Source organism: Nesterenkonia alkaliphila (assembly GCF_009758175.1).
In the GTDB taxonomy this organism is placed as follows: domain Bacteria; phylum Actinomycetota; class Actinomycetes; order Actinomycetales; family Micrococcaceae; genus Nesterenkonia; species Nesterenkonia alkaliphila.
Genome location: NZ_WRPM01000052.1, coordinates 1 through 3,205 on the forward strand (window position 1 = coordinate 1; position 3,205 = coordinate 3,205).

Below are 3,205 nucleotides of genomic sequence, written 5' to 3' on the forward strand. Positions count from 1 at the left end.
ACGATGAAAAGAAACACACCGCCGCAGGGTTCTGGAAACGAGCCAGGGCCTTCTTCAACAGCACCCTATCCGTCAGACTGAGGTGAGACACCCGGGCTGATGGTTACGAGGCTGGGGCGCCCCATTGAGGAAGAGGAACCCAGCATGACGATCACCACCAAAGAAACTGCGGTGGCCACTGATGAGAGCTCCGAGAGCATCTCGGCTGCAGGGCCGCGGGAAGGCCGTCCGGTCCGCCGGCATTCCAGCACCGAGTACAAGCGCCGCATCCTCGCGGAGTACGAGGCGGCCCCGACTGGGTCCAAGGGTCTGGTACTGCGCCGGGAGGGACTCTATGACGCCAGTGTCAAAAGGTGGCGTGAGCAGTTGGAAGCCGGAACACTGGGCAGGGTGAGCACGCCCAAGCCCCGCCGCGGGAAGAAGACGCCTGAGCAGGCACGGATCGCTGAGCTGGAGAAGCAGGTCGCCAAGCTGGAGGCGGAGTCGGCGAAGAAGGATAAGGCCATCGCCAAGCGGGAGGAGGCGTTGGAAGTGTTGGGAAAAGGTGTCGCGTTTTTGGAAGCGCTCTCCAAGAAGGACAGGCCCTGACCGCCGCGGCGTGGCGGAGCTGGCAGGCTGAGACCGCGACCCTGCTGGCGGTGCTGGTGGGGATCGTAATGGCCTGTGCCCTGGTGGGCCGGTCCAGGGCCACCCATCACCGCCAGGCCAATCCCAAGCCAAAGATGTATGGGCCCCATCCGAAGGCTCAGCACCCCGCAGAGCTCACTGAAGCCGAACGCGCCGAGATCCTTGGGGTACTGACCAGCCCCGAGTACTCCGACCTCTCGGTAGCCCAGGTATGGGCCCGAGAGCTGGATGCCGGCCGGTACTGGTGCTCAGAACGGACCATGCACCGCATCCTCGCCGCCCATAAGCTCAACGGTGAGCGCCGAGCCCAGGCGACTCATCCACCCAGGAAGATCCCCGAGCTGGTGGCCACCGGACCCAATGAAGTCTGGTCCTGGGACATCACGAAAATGAGAGGCCCAGCGAAAGGGAGCTGGTACCACGCCTATGTGGTCCTCGATATCTACTCCCGGTGCGTAGTGGCCTGGCGGGTCGAGGCCTTCGAGGACGGGGAACTGGCCGCCGACCTGGTCGCCGAGGCCATCACCGAACAAGGACAAGCTCCAGGGTGGCTGCACGCTGACGGGGGTGCGGCGATGACCTCGAAACCCTTGGCGTCACTGCTGACCGATATGGATGTCACCCGGTCCCACAACCGGCCCCGGACCAGCAACGACAACCCTTACAGCGAGTCCCAGTTCAAGACGATGAAATACACCCCCGATTACCCCGAGAGGTTCGCCTCGATCGGGGAGGCCAGGGCATGGATGAACACGTTCACCTACTGGTACAACCACATTCACCGGCATTCCGGGATCGGGCTACACACCCCGATCAGCGTTCACACCGGCACCGCCGAGATCATCCAGGACCAGCGGCAGCAAACCCTCGATGCCGCCTATGCTGCCCACCCCGAACGGTTCCACCGCCGCCCCTATCCACCGCGCCTGCCGCAGCGGGCCACGATCAACGACCCCGAGGCCAGATCACCCAAAACTAGTCAAGCTCACACAAGCACGCCAAGTCTCAATTGATTTGACGCTGATAATGGTAAGAGCCTGGGAGTCGGAGTGACTCTTGATTTGACTGACGACCCCAGTGACTTGGGGTCTGTCCTTAGCTTGATCTGCCCTCCGGCTCCCAGGCCCTGGCTCGGTTCGCCTGGGGTCATGACCTCATAGGAGCGTAACCGACACCTGAAAGTGACATTTCTGAGTGTACGCGTCTCATCAGCGTCCTGTCTGGCTCTAGGCAACCGTCCCGCCCATGTGCCCAGAGCCCAAACGAAGAGAGACGATGATGAATACCAATCCAGTGACCGCTGGCCCTGTTGCCGGGGTCGACACCCACAGTGAGACCCACACCCTGGCGGTGCTGACAGCCCAGGGTGCCGTCGAGTTCACCGAGGAGTTCACTACTGACCGGCGCGGCCACGCTGCCCTGCTCACACGCCTCCACGAGGTCGAGGGACTGGCCGCAGTTGGTGTCGAAGGCACCAACTCCTACGGCGCTGAGCTGGCCCGGACACTGCTGGCCCAAGGGTTCAGCGTCCTGGAGGTCCTGCGCCCGACCCGGCAGGTGCGGCGCATGGACGGCAAATCCGACCCCATCGATGCTATCGCCGCGGCCCGCCAAGTCCTCACCGGTGACGGCACCTCGATCCCGAAGCATACCGGCTCACCGGTGGAAGCATTGCGCTACCTGCTGGTGGCCCGCCGCAATCTCATCGGCGCCGCCTCCCGGATGATCACAGTGATCAAGTCCCTGCTGGTCACAGCTCCCGAAACAGTTCGGGAACCGCTTCGGTCCCTGACAACACCGACGCTGATCGACACTCTTGCAGCGTCCCGGCCCGGCACCATGATGACTGATCCGGCTGCCGCAGCAAAGCACACCATGCGCCTGCTTGCCCGCGACTATCAGCGTCTTCACGCCGAAGCCGACCAGCTCGAGGACCAAATGACCCAACTGGTCACCGCCATCAACCCCGGCATGCTGGAGGTATATGGCTCCGGGACCGTGACCAGCGCTCAACTGCTGGTCACCGCCGGCGACAACTCTGACCGGATCACCACAGAAGCGAAGTTCGCTCACCTCTGCGGCGCCTCGCCCATCCCCGCTTCCTCCGGAAAGACCCACCGATACCGGCTCAACCGCGGCGGGGACCGCCAAGCCAACTCCGCCCTGCACCGGATCGCTCTGGTCCGTATGCGCCACGACCCCCGCACCCGCGCCTACGTCGAGCGCCGACGTGCGGAGAACCTCTCGAAGAAAGACATCCTGCGCTGCCTCAAACGCGCCATCGCCCGCGAAATCCACCACGTACTGCTCCACCGGACCACGCCCGAACGTACCGACCTCAGGGCACTGCGCACCCAGAAGCAGATCACCCTAACCGACGCCGCCGAAGCCTTGAAAACCAAACCGGCACGCCTATCAGAAATCGAGCGCCGAACCCGGCCCCAGCCAGCGCTGACAACCCGTTACGAAAAATGGCTCACCGCAGCTTGACACACAATAGGAGCATCAGGCTCCGGCATCGGAGTCGACGTCACCGCGGTGATGACCGATAACGGTTCCTGCTACCGCTCAGGCGAGT

Annotated in this window: 3 protein-coding genes; all 3 read left to right on the forward strand. The window is 63.5% G+C overall.

Going from position 1 to position 3,205, the window contains the following annotated elements; genetic code table 11:
• The first annotated feature begins 144 nt into the window (after positions 1-144).
• Positions 145-588, forward strand: coding sequence for a transposase (locus GNZ21_RS07690; protein WP_157323008.1), 444 nt, complete (start codon positions 145-147; stop codon positions 586-588).
• Between the two features lie 56 nt (positions 589-644).
• Positions 645-1,640: an IS3 family transposase gene (locus tag GNZ21_RS07695; RefSeq protein ID WP_229659629.1), complete on the forward strand. Its 996-nt coding sequence runs from the start codon at positions 645-647 to the stop codon at positions 1,638-1,640.
• Positions 1,641-1,905: 265 nt separating this feature from the next.
• Positions 1,906-3,117 carry an IS110 family RNA-guided transposase gene (locus tag GNZ21_RS07700; protein ID WP_198345988.1) on the forward strand — a complete coding sequence of 404 codons (1,212 nt, stop codon included), beginning with the start codon at positions 1,906-1,908 and terminating at the stop codon, positions 3,115-3,117.
• The last annotated feature ends 88 nt before the right edge of the window (positions 3,118-3,205 follow it).